This window comes from Allobosea sp. BK604, from assembly GCF_004341515.1.
Lineage (GTDB): Bacteria > Pseudomonadota > Alphaproteobacteria > Rhizobiales > Beijerinckiaceae > Allobosea.
In genome coordinates this window covers 262,532-277,970 of the sequence record NZ_SLZF01000005.1, presented here as the reverse complement: position 1 = coordinate 277,970, position 15,439 = coordinate 262,532, and the positions used below count along the sequence as shown (strand labels likewise).

Annotated in this window: 13 protein-coding genes; 3 read left to right on the top strand and 10 right to left on the bottom strand. The window is 66.9% G+C overall.

All coding sequences use genetic code 11. From position 1 onward, the window contains the following. Positions 1–93: 93 nt before the first annotated feature. From EV560_RS17200 to EV560_RS17185, 4 genes are all read right to left on the bottom strand, one after another. Entirely contained in the window at positions 94–1,137 is a 1,044-nt protein-coding gene (locus tag EV560_RS17200; protein ID WP_165923511.1) for a helix-turn-helix transcriptional regulator, read from the bottom strand. Between the two features lie 118 nt (positions 1,138–1,255). After that, the gene (locus EV560_RS17195; protein WP_131857011.1) at positions 1,256–2,677 is read right to left on the bottom strand and encodes an arylsulfatase B; all 1,422 of its coding nucleotides are present in this window, start codon (positions 2,675–2,677) and stop codon (positions 1,256–1,258) included. Between the two features lie 29 nt (positions 2,678–2,706). Continuing rightward, on the bottom strand, positions 2,707–3,513 hold the full coding sequence (locus EV560_RS17190) for a hypothetical protein (RefSeq protein WP_131857010.1): 807 nt from the start codon (positions 3,511–3,513) through the stop codon (positions 2,707–2,709). 859 nt (positions 3,514–4,372) lie between these two features. After that, positions 4,373–5,077: an SDR family oxidoreductase gene (locus tag EV560_RS17185; protein ID WP_131857009.1), complete on the bottom strand. Its 705-nt coding sequence runs from the start codon at positions 5,075–5,077 to the stop codon at positions 4,373–4,375. Between the two features lie 88 nt (positions 5,078–5,165). Between EV560_RS17185 and gcvA the strand changes: the two genes are divergently transcribed. Continuing rightward, positions 5,166–6,122 carry a transcriptional regulator GcvA gene (gene gcvA / locus EV560_RS17180; RefSeq protein WP_131857008.1) on the top strand — a complete coding sequence of 319 codons (957 nt, stop codon included), beginning with the start codon at positions 5,166–5,168 and terminating at the stop codon, positions 6,120–6,122. A 246-nt stretch (positions 6,123–6,368) separates the two neighbouring features. On the opposite strand, the gene EV560_RS17175 is transcribed toward gcvA, so the two are convergent. Continuing rightward, positions 6,369–7,391 carry a methyltransferase gene (locus EV560_RS17175; protein ID WP_131857007.1) on the bottom strand — a complete coding sequence of 341 codons (1,023 nt, stop codon included), beginning with the start codon at positions 7,389–7,391 and terminating at the stop codon, positions 6,369–6,371. Positions 7,392–7,616: 225 nt separating this feature from the next. Further along, complete coding sequence (locus tag EV560_RS17170; protein ID WP_131857006.1) at positions 7,617–8,291, bottom strand: hypothetical protein; 675 nt, start codon at positions 8,289–8,291, stop codon at positions 7,617–7,619. Positions 8,292–8,523: 232 nt separating this feature from the next. Here EV560_RS17170 and EV560_RS17165 point away from each other — a divergent pair, with 232 nt between their 5' ends. Next, positions 8,524–9,390: an aldo/keto reductase gene (locus tag EV560_RS17165; RefSeq protein ID WP_131857005.1), complete on the top strand. Its 867-nt coding sequence runs from the start codon at positions 8,524–8,526 to the stop codon at positions 9,388–9,390. Positions 9,391–9,410: 20 nt separating this feature from the next. Here the strand turns inward: EV560_RS17165 and EV560_RS17160 are convergent, their stop codons facing one another. The 4 genes from EV560_RS17160 to EV560_RS17145 are packed head-to-tail and all read right to left on the bottom strand — an operon-like array spanning position 9,411 to position 13,345. Continuing rightward, entirely contained in the window at positions 9,411–10,817 is a 1,407-nt protein-coding gene (locus EV560_RS17160; protein ID WP_282568861.1) for an AtzE family amidohydrolase, read from the bottom strand. Continuing rightward, entirely contained in the window at positions 10,814–11,044 is a 231-nt protein-coding gene (locus EV560_RS17155; protein WP_131857004.1) for a DUF4089 domain-containing protein, read from the bottom strand. Before EV560_RS17155 ends, EV560_RS17160 begins: the two co-directional genes overlap by 4 nt. Beyond that, positions 11,041–12,642, bottom strand: coding sequence for a regulator (locus tag EV560_RS17150; protein ID WP_131857003.1), 1,602 nt, complete (start codon positions 12,640–12,642; stop codon positions 11,041–11,043). The genes EV560_RS17155 and EV560_RS17150 overlap by 4 nt, the downstream gene beginning before the upstream one ends. A gap of 16 nt (positions 12,643–12,658) precedes the next feature. Beyond that, positions 12,659–13,345, bottom strand: coding sequence for a cysteine hydrolase family protein (locus tag EV560_RS17145; protein WP_131857002.1), 687 nt, complete (start codon positions 13,343–13,345; stop codon positions 12,659–12,661). 290 nt (positions 13,346–13,635) lie between these two features. On the opposite strand from EV560_RS17145, the gene atzF reads away from it, so the two are divergent. Continuing rightward, positions 13,636–15,438, top strand: coding sequence for an allophanate hydrolase (atzF, locus tag EV560_RS17140; RefSeq protein WP_131857001.1), 1,803 nt, complete (start codon positions 13,636–13,638; stop codon positions 15,436–15,438). Position 15,439: the final 1 nt, after the last annotated feature.

The following is a 15,439-nucleotide window of genomic DNA, read 5'->3' as shown; positions in this document are numbered from 1 at the left end:
ATGTCCGCGCTGAGTCGGCCCGTCCCGGCGTCAGGAACGATTGCTTTCGGGCGGTCTGGCCGGCACTGGCCGATCGGCGGGAGTAGCTGCGGGTCAGTAGCCGCGCGTGCCCGCTCCAGGGAGCAGTATCGCGCCAAAGCGCCGGTAGTCCGTCGGCGATTGCCCCTCCCAGCGGCGGAAGGCGCGATGGAAATGAGCGGTATCGGAATAGCCGAGCAGCATCGCGACAGTCGTCACGCTCATGCCGGGCTCTGTGAGCAGGCGGACGGCCTGACCATGGCGCCTTGAGTCGAGGATCTGCTCGAAGACGGCGCCGTGTTCATCGAGCTTGCGCTGCAAGGTCCGGGGCGACAAGCCCAGGACCGTCGCCGCCTCGTGCAGCGTGATCGGCTTATGCGGCATGGTCGCGTCGATCATGCGTCCGACCGCGAGCTCGATCTCAGATGGCCCGAGTCGGAAGCGTTCGAGGCCCTCGGCCGCGAACGCCGCCACGCCGTCATCGGGGTAACGGCCGTGCCCGCCGAACAAGGGTCTGGACAGGGCGTCGCGGCGGAAGTGAATGCCCAGTTCCTCATCCCGGGCGAAGACCACCGGCGCCTGGAAGAACTCCTCATAGACCTGGCGGCGGCCCTTGCAGGCATGGGGAAAGGTGACGCGCTCAGGCGCCCAGCCGTCTCCGAGCAGGCATTTCAGCATCTTGACGTTGAAGGCGGCGACCCCTTCGTAAAGCAGCCAGGCGCTTTCGTCGTCGCCGACAAGGCGGTGCGTCCAGACCGCGTCGTCGCCGCGCTTGTGCAAGCGGATATCGACATGGGACTGCATGCTCGGCATTTCCGCCGCCTGCGCACGCATGCAGCTTTCGACGGTGGCCCCGGCTCGCATCGCCATCCCGATCGGGCCAAGCCGGCCGGGCTCGGCCGTGTCGCCGAGGGCCAGCCCGATTTCCGCCGTGCCGACATAGTCGGCGGCGAAGGCCAGGGCGGCGTTGATCTGCGAGCGGCGTACGATCTTGCCGGAGCGGACGTCCTCCACCGTCATGCCGGCGCGGCGAAACACCGTCTCGGCCTCGACATCGGCCGAGGCCAGATAGGCCGGCAACATGTGAAGCAGGGCCGCCCGGGCCGCAGCATGTGACATCGGGCTCCCGCCTTTGCCGCTGCAATGACATCCGGCGGAAGGTGGCCGGGGCATGCCGCGCGATCATGCCCCAGCCACGCCCGGTTGCAACGGCTTTCTGCGTGTCGTGCCTTTCCGCTCAGTCTCCGCCTGCGAAGAAGGCGTCGTCGTTCGGGAAGACCGGAGCCGGCGCCTTGCGGCCGAGATAGGACTTGAAGGTCGCCTGGAAGAACAGGGACGGCTTCATCTCCTTGGCGAGATCATCGATGCGCTTCTGCAATTCGGCGACGATCTGCGGGTTCTCGGCGGCGAGGTTCGTCGTCTCGCCCGGATCCTTCGGGATATTGTAGAGCTCGAGCTTGGCCGGCAGCGTCGCCCGCCAGAACAGCTTCCAGTCGCCCTGGCGCACGGCGCCGCGGAACATCTCGACATTGTAGACGACCTCCTTGCGCGGCGACGGCGCGCCCTGGCTGATCGTCTGCCAGACATCGCTGCCGTCGAGCGGCTTGGTTCCGGCGGTGCTGGCACCGGCGCGGGCGGCGAGCGTCGGCAGCATATCGACGACATGCAGGGGCTGGTCGACCTTCGCCGGCTTGATATGGCCTGGCCAGTTGGCGAGCGCGACCGCACGCGTGCCGCCCTCGTAGAGCGAGCCCTTGCCGTCGCGGAACGGGCCGTTGCTCGCGGGCAAGGTGCCCTTGGTCTCGATCTGGCCGGCGAAGGCCGCCGATCTCGTGCCGCCATTGTCGCTGTGGAACACGACGAGCGTGTTGTCGCGCATGCCCTTCTTCTGCAGTTCCGCGAGGACCGCCGCGATCTGGTCGTCCATTGCGTTGACCATGGCGGCATAGGTGCGCCGGTTCGGATCGGAGATCGACTTGAAGCGGTCGAGATACTCTTGCGGCGCCTGGAAGGGCGTGTGCGGCGCGGTGAAGGCGAGATACATGAACATCGGCTTGGCCGGGTCATGCGCCGCGATATAGCGCACCGCATCCTTGCCGAGCAGGATGGTGACATAGCCGGGCTCTTCGAGCTTCTTGTCGTTGCGGTACCAGTCGGTGACGCCCTGGATTTTGTGCGTGTTGTAGTCGATCTCGCCGATCAGGCCGCCATATTGATAGTCGAAGCCGCGCTGCCTCGGCCAGAGCTTGGTGTCGCCATGGCCGAGATGCCATTTGCCAATGATCGCAGTGCTGTAGCCGGCTTCCTTCAGGATTTGCGGCAGCAGCTTCTCGTCGAGCGGGATGCCGTAGCTCTGCTCGGGAATGATGACGAAGCTCTGCAACCCGTAGCGCATCGGGTAACGCCCGGTCAGCAGCGCGGCGCGCGTCGGCGTGCACATCGGCTGGACGTAGAACTGGTCGAGCGCGGCGCCCTCCCTGGCGAGCCGGTCGAGCGTCGGCGTGCTGATGTCGGAGCCGTGGAAGCCGACATCGCCCCAGCCCAGATCGTCCGCGACGATGTAGAGGATATTCGGCTTCGCCTCGCCTTGGGCCATGGCAGCGGCCGGGGCCAGAAGACTGAGGGCGACGCAGGCTGAGCGAAGCGAGCGCGATATCATCTTGGGTCTCCTGTAGAGCGGTCTTGAGGTCAGAAACGCGCGCTCACGCCGAGCACGGGGCCCTGCTGCAGCGCGTCGTAGATGAAGGAGCCGTTGCGGTAGTCGACCTTCATGGCCCTGTAGCCGGCGAAGGCGGACCATCTCTCGTCGAATTGGTAGCCGAGCCCGCCGAAGACGTCCCATTCGTAGCGGGAGCCGCCGGCGCCGACGAAGCCGATCGTCGTCGCGTAGAGCGACTTGGTCAGCTGCAGCTTGAGACGCGCGCCGACGACGCCGTCGACCCATTGCTCGCTGTCGCTGAGCTTGAGGGTCGCCGGCATGAGCTGAACCCGCAGCGTGTTGTTCATGGCGAAGCCGCGGATGCCGGCAAAGGCGTCGACGCTATAGGCGGGATCGTCGATCAGGCGGTAGCCGGCGGCTGCGAGCCCGATGAAGGAGCCGCTGTCGATCTTGACGCCGGCCGGATAGCCGGCGGGATAGACGATCCTGTTCGGCGAGATCTTCGAGGCGATGACGTCGAAGAACAGCAGATAGCGATCATAGGCGAGCTCGCCCGCCCCCATGATGCCGCCGTCGAAATTCTTGATCACCTGGTCGAAGCCGATCGAGACCTGCGCCGCCGGCAGCGGCGGCAAGGTCCGCAATCTGCCGTCGATGCCGGTCGCCCAGAGATAGGCGGCCGCGGTGAAGGTCAGGCGCGGCGCGAGCGGCAGCGGCGGCGCGGGCTCCTGCCGTGCAGACGGGATATCGGCTGCGGGCGCGGCGGTTCCGCCGCAAAGAGCCGCGATGGACAGGGCGGCGGCCGCAAGATGGCGCCGGGCGGAAAGCTTCGTCATCGCTGGAGACCTTCAGATGGAGCAGCCGTTACGGCTGCTGGCGCGGTGCCGTCGTTCCAGGAACCGCGCGTCTCTCGGGCCCGGAACCGGAACCGCTCGGGCGACGGAGGGCTCGCATGCGGGCGATGACCAGGACGCGACCGACGGCCTCCGAAATGAGCGGCGCCGCACGGAGCATGTCCGCGTTTCCCCGAAACGCGAAAATGATCTATCCCTTTGTTTTAACGCATTGTCTTCACGCGAACCGGTGCCCACTTCGCTCGAAAATGCTCGGGTGTTCGCGAGATGAAGCATCGGCAGGCCTTGTCGGTAGCGAGTCGCGAGAGCGATGCTTAGCGATCGCGCTCGCCGGCGAATTGCCATTTCGCGCCACGGCCACCGATGCCGCACGGGCGTCGGAGCTTACGCGGCGTCTCATCGCGTTGCGCGCCTGACCGGACCTGTCGAAAGGCCGCGCAAGCAGGGCCGGGGCTCCCTTCCGCTGGAGCATTTTCCGCGCTTCCCTGAAGCGCGGAAATTCTCTATCCCTTTGTTTTTGCGAATGTTCTTGCCACGAATCGGTATCGGCTTCGCCCGAAAATGCGCGATTGCCAGCTCTTGCTCACTGGCGGCAGGAGGAGCTGCTTCCTGGTCTTGGTGAAGGCGGCATGGACGGCCCTCTCGTGGTCAAGCACATCGCGGAAAAGAGAGCGATGTGGGAATATGGAACGGCGCGCGGCTGATGATGGCCAGGTGACGCTGGACCGGGCTCTCCGCCGCAGCACCGCCGCCGCGGGCGCTGCTGGTCTACTCAAGGCCCAAGCGTTCTGGAGCACTGCGCCGGGCGCCACGTCCCGGACCGTTGCCGATCTGCAGGCGGTCAAACCGCTCTCGTCATGCCGCCATCGACACGCAGGCTTTGCCCTGTGATGAAGGCCGCGTCTGCCGACGCGAGGAACGCGATCGTCCCCGCGATCTCCTCGGCCTTGCCGTAACGGCCGAGCGGCACGCTGTCCCGGCGCTCGTCGGTCGCGGGCAGACTGTCGATCCAGCCCGGCAGCACATTGTTCATGCGGATATTGTCCGCCGCATAGGTGTCGGTGAAGATCTTGGTGAAGGCCGCCAGGCCCGAGCGGAATACCGCCGAGGTCGGGAACATTGCGCTCGGCTCGAAGACCCAGGCCGTCGAGATGTTGATGATCGCGCCGCCCTTCTGCTTCTGCATGATGGGCGTGACCAGCCGGGTCGGGCGGATGACGTTCATCAGGTAGACGTCCATCCCCGTATGCCATTGTTCGTCGGTGATCTCGAGGATCGGCGCGCGCGGCCCGTGGCCCCCGCTGTTCACCAGCACGTCGACACGGCCCCAGCGCGACATCGTGCCGTCGACGAGCTTCTTGAGGTCGTCGTTCGATTGGTTGGACCCGGTGACGCCAAGGCCGCCCAATTCCTCAGCGAGCGCCTCACCCTTGCCGGAAGAGGAGAGGATGGCGACCTTGAATCCGTCCTGCGCGAGGCGGCGCGCGGCCGCTGCGCCCATGCCGCTGCCGGCGGCGGTGATGATGGCAACTTTATCGCTCATGATCTCGATCTCCGTTCCACCGGACTATGAGAGCGCTCCGGCCAGACGACTATGGAGTTTTCCGGAAAAGTTGATGTAGAAAAACTACTGCATGGCCACCGCGCGCTTACCACCGCTCAACGCCCTCCGCGCCTTCGAAGCAGCGGCGAGGCATTGCAACTTCCGTCTTGCGGCCCAGGAGCTCGGCGTGACCCAGGGCGCCGTCGCGCAGCAGGTGCGTGGGCTTGAGGCCGATCTCAAGATCAAGCTCTTCGACCGGTTGCCCAGAACGTTGGCGCTGACGGATCAGGGGCGCCGATATTCCGGCCAGTTGGCGCGCGCCTTCGCGCTCATCACGGACGCGACCGCATCGATCCGGCCGGAGCCGGAGCGGCTGACCATCAGCGTGACGCCGACATTCGCAGCGAAATGGCTCATCCCGCGGCTGCCGGAGTTCAGCCAGGCTCATCCCGACATCGAGTTGCGCATCGTAGCCTCGGACGCCCTGGCCAATTTCCAGTCCGATGGCGTCGACGTCGCCGTAAGGCAAGGTCGAGCGCCCTTCGGACCAGGGCTCGTCGCCGAGCTGCTGTTTCAACAGGACCTCGTTCCCGTCTGCAGCCCGCGATTGCTCCCACCGGAACGGAGTTTCCTGACGCTGCCCGAACTCGAGCGGCTGACCTTGCTCGAGGATGGGCACGGTCTCTGGCAGCAATTCCTTGAAATGGCGGGATCGAAGAGCTCGGTTCGTGACCTGAAACGGATCAGCTTCAACCAGACAGCATTGTCGATCGAGGCTGCCATCTCGGGGCAGGGCGTGGGATTGGCCAGCCGTTTCCTCGTCGACCCAGACCTCGCGAGCGGTCGACTTGTCAAAGCAATCGAGGGATCGCTTCTCGGAGAGCTCGGCTTCTACGTCGTCCGCCCCCGGAAAGCCCGGCAGCCCGAGCCATGCAGCGTGGTCTGGAACTGGCTGGTGGCCTCGGCAAGAGCGCCGCAGCCTTGGAGCATCGGACAGAAAAGTGGAACCCACTTTTCGGGTAAATCCGATGCCAGATCAAACGGATAGATCGCAACTTCGCGTCCGAAAAGACACGCGGCGATCTAGAGCGTTTTCGAGCGAAGCGGATACCGGTTCGCGTGAAGAAAATGCGTCAGAACAAATAGATAGAGCATTTTCGCGATTCGAAGAAACGCGGAATTGCTCTAGCGGCGCTGCTCGGCACGCGAGCATTTTTGAGCGAACCGGTGTCGACGCGGCCGCTATCAAGCGCCAGGCGCAAGCATCGGGCCAAGGACGCAAAGAGCAATCAGGCTACTTGTAGGCGACGGCGGCGCTCGACGGGCCCGTCAGCGGGATGACCGTGAAGTCCCGGAAGCCGACCTCGCGGCACCAGCCCATGAAGTCCGATCCCGAGTAATCGAAGGCGTCGCCGAATTCGATCAGCATGTTCAGAGACATCATAAGGCCGAAGGCATTCTCGCGCCTTGCATCGTCGATGAGGGCCTCGATCACCACGAAGGCCCCGCCCGGGGGCAGGGCGTCATACGCCTTACGGATGAGCAACTTCTTCTTCTCGAGGTTCCAGTCGTGCAGGATCATCCCCATGGTGATGACGTCCGCCTTGGGCAATGCATCGGCGAAGAAGTCGCCACCGACAGCCGTGACCCTGTCGGTCAGGCCAGCCTGCTGAATCTTGCGTGTGGCTATCGGCACCACTTCGAGGAGGTCGAAGCTGGTGCAACGCATATGCGGATGCGCTGCGGCGACCATGCAGGAAAGCTGCCCGGTCGCGCCACCCACATCGCAAAGGGTCCTGAAGGTCGAGAAATCGAATGTCCGGGCGAACTCCTTGAAGTTCCCGGCCGAGATGCCCGACATGGCGTTCATGAACTGCTCAAGGCGTGCCGGGTCGGCGTAGAGCTTCGCGAACATCGGCTCGCCGGAGTGCTTGGTTTCGTTCTGCGGCATCCCGGTCCTGAGAGCCTCGGTGAGATCAGCCCAGAACCGGTACAGGCGAGCATTTGCCATCTCGAGGATGCCGCCGATGTAACCGGGGCTGTCCCGGTTCAGGAAAAGGGCGCTCTCGGGCGTATTCGAGTAGTGCGCATCGGGCCCGTCTCCTTCACGTTGGAGAAGCTTGAGAGCCACCAACGCGTCGGGGAGGTCCGGAATGGCGCGTGGATGGAGCTGCAGCGCCGCGGCGATCTCCTTGCCGGTCATCGGCTGCCTGGCGAGCTTGGTGAAGAGCTCCAGCTCGACGGCCGAAAGCAATGTCTTCGACGCAAAGAACCCCATCCCGATCTGCAGGATATGTGAGGGATCCAGCCCGGACATGCTCGCCTCCGCCAGGAGTGCCGCACCCCAAGGTGTGGCTCGCGCAACGCCGATCTTCTAGCACAGTTGAACGCTGCAATCCTGCCCTTATTCGCGAGGAGGTGACCAGGCGCCCGATAGGTGCGACGGCTCGGCCTGCACCCAGCCAGTCCTTCGTTCCCGATCGCGACGGCGACGTCGAAGCATCCGATCGCCTCGCGATGCGGACGGCCCTCCAGGGGCAGCTCAATCCGTCAGCATGCAATCCGCCAGGCTGTAGCAATGGCTCGCCTGATAGGCGTTCCGGCCCCGGTTCATATGCGTCAGATTGAAGGTCCGGATGGCAGAAAGGACGCGGCGATCCGCAAGGAGAGTACGGATGGAGGCGGAGCCCCGCACGTTGATGCCGAACATGTCCGCGCCGGGCGGGAAGAAATAGCTGAGGTCTTCCGGCGCCGTCACGCTCTGCTCAAGGCAAGAGGTGTCCAACTGGTCCTGCAGGGGTGAGTGATCCCGGGTGAAATCCGAAAGATGCACCAGGACACGCGCACGGATGCCGTCGCCATCCGCGTAGAGCGTGAAAAGCTCCATCCAGCTCGCATTGACGCGGGTGAGCGGCTTGTCCGACGTCGACGGCAGGCAGGACACCGACCAGTAATGGCGCTCGCTCTTTCGCGGGATGGGGATGCAGCTCTGGCCGTAGAGCCCGAGAATCTCCAGGACGTCCTGGGCCTGCGGGCGACGAAGCAGCTTTTGAAAGCGCGCGAGGTATTTGAAGCGCAGTTCAAGCGATTCCGAGCGCTCGTCGGCGTCGCGCAAGCCGGCCTTGCCCTCGATCCAATCGCGCTGCTGCTCGGGATCCAGGAACTGGCGCAGGCCGGTCGTGCCGCGGCGGGGAGGCGTGCTCATGCCAGGTGCCATGGAATTTCCATCCGTCTCGGGCCTTGCGGGGGACTTCGCCGGATCATGGACGAGTCCCCGGACAGGACACGACCGTAGCCGATATCGGCAGGCATCCCGAAGGAGGCCATCGCCGGCCACACGATTGCCACCTGATTTGCGAATCCCGATTCCGCCAAAAACCAGCTTGCTCTAAAGCGGGAGGGGCCGCCCCAGCACGAGCGGGCGATACAGCCGGGACAGGAGAGACGACATGGCCGAGCCGAGCTTCGAGACGATCCGCAAAATCGGCGGCGACCTTCCGGTGTCGCGCCTCGGCTATGGAGCGATGCGGCTCTCCGGCCAGCCGGGCAATTGGGGGCCTTATCCGGACCCCGAGGGAGCCGCAAAGGTGCTGCGGCGCGCGCTCGAGATCGGCGTGAACCTGATCGATACCGCCCATGCCTACGGGGCCGGGCTCAACGAGGTCCTGGTCGCCCAGTCGCTGCACCCCTATCCCGAGGGGCTCGTCATCGCCACCAAATGCGGGCTGGCGAAGATGGGCCCAGGATTCGCCTACCGGGATGGCCGGCGCAAAGGGATCCGCACCGGCTGCGAGGCGAGCCTCAAGCATCTGAGGGTGGAGCGGCTCGATCTCCTTCAACTGCACTGGATCGACGAGGACACGCCGATTGAGGAGAGCGTCGCCGCGCTCGCCGAACTGGTGAAGGAGGGCAAGGTCCGTCATATCGGCGTCTCCAACGTGACGCTCGACGAGCTGAAGCGCGCCCGCAGCGTCGCGCCGATCGCCTCGGTGCAGAACCGCTTCAGCTTCGCCCATCGCGCGGATCTTGAGATCGTCCGCTATTGCGAGAGCGAGGACATCACCTTCTTCCCCTATGGTCCGCTCGACGGCAACCCGGCGGTGATCGGGGCGCCGCTCGCCGATCCCAAGGGCGTTCTCGCGGCGGAGGCCGCGAAGCGCGGCTGCAGCGCCTCACAGATGGCGCTGGCCTGGCTGCTGGCGCTGAGCCCGGTCATCGTGCCGATACCCGGCACGCGCTCGATCGCGCATCTCGAGGAGAATGTCGGCGCGCTCAAGGTCTCGCTCACGCCGGCGGAAGCCGCTGCGCTGGGCTGAAGACGTGCGCCTGCCGCTCGTCACATGTGAGCGGCCAGGCGTTCCGGCGGCTCCGCCGTGCAGACCTGCGCGCGCTGCAGCGTGTAGGCGGCGCGCAGGCAGAGATCTTCCCGCCAGGGCGCAGCAATGATCTGGACGCCGATCGGCAGCGTGCCGCCGGCGACCGGCGCCGCCACGACCGGCAGGCCGGCGCATGAGATCGGCTGGGTGAAGAGGCCGAGATTGGGCCGGAGCGGCAGCGTCTCGCCGCGCAGCACCAGCGTCTGCTGACCGATTTCGGGGGCGGGGCAGGGGGTCGCCGGCGCGATGATCAGATCGACGCCGTCGAAGAGCTGCACGAGCCGGTCATGGTACCAGCGCCGGGCTCGTTGCGCCTGGATGTACCAGGCGGCGGGCAGCATGGCGCCGGCCAGGAAGCGGTCGCGCGTGTCGGGGTCGAAATCACCGGCGCGCATGCGCAACCGGTCGAGATGGAAATTCGCGCTCTCGGCATTGGTGATCAGGAAGGCGGCTGCGCGGCCGATCGCGGCCCCCTCGATCTCGATTGTCCGGGTTGCGCCGAGCGCTTCGGCGACGCGCTTCACCGCCCCGGCGGCCTCCGGCATTCCGTCGGTGGCGAAATGGCCGGTGGCCACGGCGATGCGCAGGCCGGCGATCCCCTCATGCAGGCTCGGCAGCACCGGCTCGGGCGGGCGTTGCGCGCAGGCTGGATCATGCGCGTCCGGTCCCTGCATCGCATCATAGGCCAATGTGAGATCGGTGACGTCGCGAGCGAAGGGGCCGAGATGGTCGAGCGAGTCGCAGAACGGGAAGCTGCGCGTGCGCGGAAGCCGTCCATAGGTCGGTTTCAGCCCGAAGATGCCGCAGAGCGAGCTCGGCACCCGGATCGAGCCATTGGTGTCGGAGCCGAGCGAGAGCGGCGCGAGCCCTGCCGCCGTCGCGGCGCCCGAGCCTGAGGACGAGCCCCCGGCCATCCGGTCGAGGTCATGCGGGTTGCGGCAGGCGCCGTCATGGGCATTCTCGCCGGTGAAGTCATAGGCGTATTCGCCCATGTTGAGCCCGCCGAGCAGGATCGCACCGGCGGCGCTCAGCCGCTCGATCAGCACCGCGTCGCGCGGCGCTGGTACCCGTTCGCGATTGATCTTCGAACCGGCGCGCGTCGGCAGGCCGGCAATGTCGAACAGGTTCTTGGCGGCGAAGGGCACGCCGGCGAGCGGGCCGAGCGCGTCCCCCTTCGCGCGCGCGACGTCGACGTCGCGCGCCTGTGCGAGCGCCCGTTCGGCCGTGACGTCGGTATAGGCGTTGACCAGCGGGTTCACCCGGGCGATCCGGGCGAGATAGCTTGAGACCACCGCCTCGGCGCTGATCTCGCCCTGGCTGATCATCGCCGCCGTGCGATGGGCGGGCGCGAAGGCGTCGAAGCTCACGCGCCTGCTCCGGGCAGGCCGGGCCGGAAGGCGGGCGCGAGCTCGAAGGAGGCGTCGGCGAGCGGCGCCGCCTGGACGACCTCAGCCATTCGCTCGGCGGTGGCGAGGAATTGCAGCACGCCGGGACGCTGCTCGGGCGTGATCGTCAGGCCGAGCGTCGGCGCCATCGCGTCGAGATGGCGCGCGGCGTCGAAGGCCTTTGCGCCGTCGGACTTGATCTCGTTCATTCCGCCGGCTCCAGCTTGGCATGCGGCTCGGTCGTCATCGTCTTGGGCTGGACCGCGCCGACCAGCGAGCGCGAGCAGCCATAGAGCAGGGCGGCGACCAGTGCGTAGGCGAGGCTGATCGAGGGCGTCACGCCGAGCCCCTTGCCGATGCCGACCGCCTCGCCATGCATCAGGCCGAAATAGGTGAGCACCGCGCCGGCGGCAGCGAAGGCCGCGGCATTGAGGAACTGCTTCTCGATGACGAAGACGGCGATGGCGCCGAGGACGAGGCCGGAGAGGATGGCGCCGCCGCCCATCAACTCGAGCCCGTGATAGAGCACGCCCATATTGGCCATCTTGTCGAGGCCGACCGCCGCCGCATTGGTGCCGGCCGCGCCGAGCGCGCCGTCGATCAGCACCTTGGCCCAGGCGGCGAGATGCGGCGTCAGCGCCAGCACGATGGCGGGCGCATGGCTTGCCGGCGTGGTCTGGAAGGCCTGCGCGCCGATCAGCATGCCGATATAGAGCAGGATCGGCGAGATCGCGACGATCGGGATCAGCGCCAGCAGCAGGGCGACGATGCCGAACCAGCAGAGCGCGATCACGATCAGTCCGGTCGCGGCCGAATAGCCGATGCGACCGCCCATCGCCTTCCAGCCGGGATGGCCGATATAGACGGCGTTGATGAAGGGATTGCCCATCAGGCAGCCGATCAGCGAGACGACGCCGTCGGCGGTCAGAACGCGCGTCGTCGGGTAATGGTCGCCCGCCGCCTCGGCGCTCTCGACATTGTCCATCGCCTCGACGAGGTCGTAGATGCCGAAGGGAATGGCCGTGACCAGGATGATGCCGAGGTAGCTGAAGCCGGAGAAGACGTGGTCGATGGCCGGCAGCGGCAGCGAGAAGCCGAAATTCGAGAAGGCCGCTCCCAGTTTGGCGAGGCTCAGGCCACCGACATCGAGGCCGAGCAGTGCCGAGCCCCAGGCGACGACCATGCCGAAGGCGATGGCGACGAGGCCGGCCGGGATGCCGCGCGGATAGCGGACCCCGCCGAACCAGCTGACGAGAATGATGGCGAGGCAGGTCAACCCGATCGCCGGGGTCAGGAAGATCTCCAGCGCCGGGCGCATCGAGATGAAGGCGATGGAGACGCCGGCCAGGGTTCCGAGCAGCGCGGCGCGCGGCGTGATCTTGCGGATATAGGGCGCGATGAAGCCGCCGGCCATGAGGATGAAGCTCTGGAAGAAGACCCAGACGAGGCCGGCCTCCCAGCCCTTGACCGGATCGCCGGTCATGCTCGCGATCGGCAGCATGATGACGAAGGTGACGACGAACATATGCGGCACGCTGATGCCCGAGGGCAGGGCGCAGACATCGTCGCGCCCCGTCTCTTTCGCCAGCCGATAGGCTAGCCAGGCATAATAGCCGGTCGAGAGGAACATCATCAGCCCGAGCGCAGGCAGGATGCGGCCGAAGACGATGTCGGACGGCATCTTCAGCACGAATTGCAGGAGCCCGGTCAGGACCAGCAGGTTGACCAGGATATTGGTGCCGAAGCCGAACAGGGCGTTCCAGTCGCCCGGGGTCCAGAGCTTCGGTGACGCTGCCGTTGTCGCCATGCCATCCTCCTTGACGTTAGGCCGCGCGCTCATGGGCGGCGAGCGCCGCGAGCACGTCGCCGGTGGTCGAAACCCAGCCGAAGATCCCACCCTGGGCGGCGATCATGCGCAGCCCGACCTCGTGGAATTCCGGGAAATAGGAGCCGCAGGCATCGGCCAGGGCGATGCAGCGATAGCCGCGGTCATTCGCCTCGCGGATCGTGGTGTGGACGCAGACCTCGGTGGTGACGCCGCAGACGAGCAGCGTCTCGATGCCGTTATTGCGCAGCATCAGCTCGAGATCGGTCTGGTAGAAGGCGCCCTTGCCGGGTTTGTCGATCACCGGCTCGTCCGGCAGCGGCGCGAGCTCGGGGATGATGTCGTGACCGGGCTCGCCGCGGATCAGGATACGGCCCATCGGGCCAGGTGCGCCGATGCGCTTGTCCGGGGTCCCGCGCGCGACCTTGGCCGGCGGAGCGTCGGAGAGATCGGGCCGGTGGCCCTCGCGCGTATGGACGACGAGCAGCCCGGCCTCGCGCGCAGCGGTCAGGATGCGCAGGCAAGGTCCGACCACGCCCATCAGCAGCGAGACGTCGTTGCCGAGCGCCGCCCCGAAGCCGCCGGGCTCCAGGAAATCGCGCTGCATGTCGATGATGACCAGCGCGGTGCGCGCGAAATCAACGGCGAGTGGGAATGGCTGGGCTGCGATCTCGGCTCGGGCCACGGGAGCGCTCCGTCAGTGGCGACGGAACGAGGCTTGCAAGGGGTGTGCCTAGAGCTTGCCTGTGCCCATCGAGCAGGCAAGCGAACCGGGAGCTTCGCGGCAAGAGCCATGCAACAGGCTGATAAAACGCAGGAATTCATGAGCGGTCGGCGGCCGCGCATCTCAGGGTCCGGCCCGGAGGCGGTGGTGCCGAGCCGGTTCTGGGCAGGGCTTCCTGCCTATTGCATAATCTATGCATACAATTGGAGGCAGATGCCTATTATCTGGGCCGATCCAGTCTGGAATTCGCCGTGCCTCAGCTGACCGAGATCATCACCGCTCATCGCCGGGGCACGAGGACCATCGCCGAGACCATCGCGGCGAGCTACGCCCGGCTGCGCGAGCATGGCGACGAGGCCATCTTCATCAGCCTCAAGCCCGAGGCGGAAGCGCTGGCTGAGGCGATACGGCTCCAGGACGAGGGGCCGTGCGAGCGTCCGCTCTGGGGCGTGCCGGTCGCGGTGAAGGACAATATCGATGTCGCCGGCCTGCCGACCACGGCCGCTTGCCCGGCCTTCGCCTATGAGCCGCAGCGGGATGCGACGGCTGTCGCGCGGCTGCGCGCGGCGGGCGCGATCGTCATCGGCAAGACCAATCTCGACCAGTTCGCCACCGGGTTGAACGGCACGCGCTCGCCCTATGGCGTGCCGCGCAATGCGCTCCGCCCCGATCTGGTGCCGGGCGGCTCGAGCTCCGGCTCGGCCTGCGCCGTGGCGGCGGGAATCGTGCCGATCGCCCTGGGAACGGATACGGCAGGTTCCGGCCGCGTGCCGGCGGCGCTGCAGAACCTCGTCGGGCTGAAGCCCAGCCTCGGCCTGGTTTCGACGGCGGGCGTCGTGCCGGCCTGCCGGACCCTGGATTGCGTCTCGGTCTTCGCGCTCACCGTCGAGGATGCCTGGCTGGCGCTGGAGGCGATAGCCGGGCCGGATGCGCAGGACCCATTCTCGCGGATGATGCCCACCGGCCGCCTCGGCGCGGCACCGCCGCATCTGCGGATCGGCGTGCCGCGCCCGGAGGACCGCGATTTCGCCGGCGACGCCTACGCTGCGCAAAGCTTCGCCGGCGCAATCGAGCGCGTGCGGGCGCTGGGCGGGGATGTCGTGACGCTCGACATGACGCCGTTCCACGAGGTGGCCCGCCTCCTCTATGACGGGCCCTGGGTCGCCGAGCGCTGGCTGGCGATCCGCGAGCTGCTGGAGCGCGATCCGGAGGCGATCCTGCCCGTGACCCGTCAGGTCATTGCCGGCAAGCCCTTGCCCGGCGCCGCCGACGCCTTCGCGGCCCGCTACCGCCTGGCGGAGCTGGCGGTCATCGCCAAGGCAGCGCTCCAGGGGCTCGACGCGCTGATGGTGCCGAGCGTCCCGCGCGCGGCCAGTTTCGCCGAGATGGCGGCCGACCCGATCGGCGCGAACAGCATGCTCGGGCGCTACACCAATTTCGTGAACCTGCTAGATCTTTGCGCGCTCGCCGTCCCGGCCACGCTCGCGGCAGACGGACAGGCCTCGGGCGTCACCTTCATCGCGCCGGCCGGCCGGGACGCGGCGCTCGCAGGCATCGGCCGCGTCTTCCACGCCGCTTCCGGCCTGTCGCTCGGCGCGACCGGGGAGCCGCAGCCGCCGCTCGCCCAGCTGCCGGCGAAGGCTCCGGACGGGATGATCGAGATCGCGGTCGTCGGCGCGCATCTTTCCGGCATGCCGCTCAATGGCGAGCTGACCGGGCTCGGCGGCGTCTTCGTGCGGGCGGTGACGACGACGGCCGATTATCGGCTCTTCGCCTTGCCGGGCAGCTCGCCGACACGGCCCGGCCTGCTGCGCGTGCACGAGGGCGACGGCGCCTCGATCAGCGTCGAGATCTGGGCACTGCCGGTCGAGGGGTTCGGCCGCTTCGTCGCCGGCATCCCGAGCCCGCTCGGCGTCACGACCCTGGCATTGGCCGACGGAACCAGGAGCAAGGGCTTCATCGTCGAGGCCGCCGCCGTGGCCGAGGCCCGCGACGTCACGCATCATGGCGGCTGGCGCGCCTATTGCGCGAGCCTGAGGTCGAGCGCGGCCTGAT

Bases quoted from the DNA above. Each gene is read 5' to 3' on its own strand.
- EV560_RS17200 (WP_165923511.1), bottom strand. From the start codon at position 1,137: ATGTCACATGCTGCGGCCCGGGCGGCCCTGCTTCACATGTTGCCGGCC.
- EV560_RS17165 (WP_131857005.1), top strand. From the start codon at position 8,524: ATGGCCGAGCCGAGCTTCGAGACGATCCGCAAAATCGGCGGCGACCTT.
- EV560_RS17150 (WP_131857003.1), bottom strand. From the start codon at position 12,642: ATGGCGACAACGGCAGCGTCACCGAAGCTCTGGACCCCGGGCGACTGG.
- gcvA (WP_131857008.1), top strand. From the start codon at position 5,166: ATGGCCACCGCGCGCTTACCACCGCTCAACGCCCTCCGCGCCTTCGAA.
- EV560_RS17170 (WP_131857006.1), bottom strand. From the start codon at position 8,291: ATGGCACCTGGCATGAGCACGCCTCCCCGCCGCGGCACGACCGGCCTG.
- EV560_RS17195 (WP_131857011.1), bottom strand. From the start codon at position 2,677: ATGATATCGCGCTCGCTTCGCTCAGCCTGCGTCGCCCTCAGTCTTCTG.
- EV560_RS17190 (WP_131857010.1), bottom strand. From the start codon at position 3,513: ATGACGAAGCTTTCCGCCCGGCGCCATCTTGCGGCCGCCGCCCTGTCC.
- EV560_RS17175 (WP_131857007.1), bottom strand. From the start codon at position 7,391: ATGTCCGGGCTGGATCCCTCACATATCCTGCAGATCGGGATGGGGTTC.
- EV560_RS17155 (WP_131857004.1), bottom strand. From the start codon at position 11,044: ATGAACGAGATCAAGTCCGACGGCGCAAAGGCCTTCGACGCCGCGCGC.